Source organism: Helicobacter kayseriensis, assembly GCF_021300655.1.
Classification (GTDB): domain Bacteria; phylum Campylobacterota; class Campylobacteria; order Campylobacterales; family Helicobacteraceae; genus Helicobacter_G; species Helicobacter_G kayseriensis.
This window is the reverse complement of sequence record NZ_JAJTNB010000028.1, coordinates 1-1,686: the sequence shown is the minus strand read 5'-3', so window position 1 is coordinate 1,686 and position 1,686 is coordinate 1. Positions and strand designations below refer to the sequence as shown.

At 40.1% G+C, this 1,686-nt stretch carries 2 protein-coding genes; both read left to right on the top strand.

The window, feature by feature from the left end:
- Positions 1-434 (top strand): hypothetical protein (locus LW137_RS07045; protein WP_233034937.1); only part of this gene is annotated, 434 nt, incomplete at its 5' end.
- 317 nt (positions 435-751) lie between these two features.
- On the top strand, positions 752-1,471 hold the full coding sequence (locus LW137_RS07040; RefSeq protein ID WP_233034935.1) for a YebC/PmpR family DNA-binding transcriptional regulator: 720 nt from the start codon (positions 752-754) through the stop codon (positions 1,469-1,471).
- The last annotated feature ends 215 nt before the right edge of the window (positions 1,472-1,686 follow it).

The window sequence follows — 1,686 nt, the reverse complement described above, 5'->3', positions numbered from 1 at the left end:
ATAATCAACAAGATGACCTAGGGGGGGGGGTAAACAACCAAAACTCCCAAACTAGCATCCAAGAAGAAGCAAGCAATGAGGTAGAGGAAGCTCCAAAGGCACTTATCCAAGAAGATATCATCTCACAAAAAGAGATTTCACCAAAACCCCTTCAACAAGAATCCCTTCCTCAAAAGCCTGATACACAAGAGGTTTTTTCTCCTCAAGAGATGATTACACATCAAAGTGAATTGACGATCCAAGAAGATTCTTCAATGTTAGAAACTGAGATTCTTCAAGAAATCGCAGAGCTAGAAGAACTAACAAAAGAAGAAAAAGCCATCTCAAAAACAGTTTTTTATCAAAAGCTCATAAATGACATCAAAAAGTTTGAAGTTTCTGCAAAAAGAAATTTAGATACCTTCAAAAGACTATTTTTCTGGCAAAATTTCTGATCTTAAAAAAAAAGGGGGGGCTAAACATTTGCTAGGGTCTTTGTTGGAAGATTCTATAAAGTGTTTCAACAAAGACCAAAGAACAACAAAACCCTATCATCATTAAAGTGATGAATGTGGGAGGATTTGGGTGGGAGTTTGTTCTGTATTAGAGCAAAGGGTTTTATTGTTCCTCTTTCCTTAAAAATATGGAGGTGAGTTTCTCACCTCCTCCTTTCTCTCTTCATCATTAGTCTCCTCCCCTAGTGATTAGATCCAAACTTCTTCTCTCTTATGCTAGAATCCGCGCTTTTAGCATCTCAAACATAAGGATTTTGATGGGACGAGCATTTGAATACAGACGCGCCGCAAAAGAAAAACGATGGGATAAGATGAGTAAAATTTTCCCCAAACTTGCCAAGGCAATCACTGTAGCTGCCAAAGAAGGTGGAAGCGATCCAGATATGAATGCCAAGCTCCGCACAGCTATTGCCAATGCCAAAGCTCAGAATATGCCAAAAGACAACATCGAAGCAGCTATCAAGCGCGCAAGTGGGAAAGATGGAATCTTCACTGAAATCACCTATGAAGGAAAGGCTCCTCACGGCGTGCTTGTGATGATTGAATGCACGACAGACAACCCTACACGCACGATTGCCAATGTCAAAAGCTATTTCAACAAAACTCCTAATGCTTCTATCGTGCCCAATGGATCTTTAGAATTTATGTTTTCACGCAAAAGCGTGTTTGAATTTGAAAAACCTCAAATGGATCTAGAAGAGCTTGAGCTATCCTTGATTGATTATGGACTTGAAGAGCTTGAAGGGATCGAGATCGAGGGAAAAACTTCTTATGTGGCTTATGGAGATTACACTGATTTTGGGAAACTCAACGAAGGATTTGAATCTCTCCAAATCCCTGTGCAAAAAGCCTCACTTCAGCGTATCCCCAATTCTCCCATCACACTCAGTGAAGAGCAAATGAGTGAAGTAGAAAAGCTCCTAGATCGCATCGAAGAAGATGATGATGTCCAAGCGGTCTATACCAATATCGAGTGAGGCTTATCTCACGCGATAGATTCTCAAAATCACCCCAAAACAATCAAACTCACCACCTACCCCCCCCCCCTAAAACAACCCAATCAACCTCATAGCACGAATCCATCGCAACTACTGCAATCTACCTCTTGAGCGTATTTATAAAACTTTGATGAGCTTCAAAACAGACACAATCGCGATCAAAAGATCATCTTAATTTTAAGAACACAAAAAAA

Excerpts from the sequence above, each read along its gene's own strand:
- LW137_RS07040 (WP_233034935.1), top strand. The coding sequence starts at position 752 with ATGGGACGAGCATTTGAATACAGACGCGCCGCAAAAGAAAAACGATGG.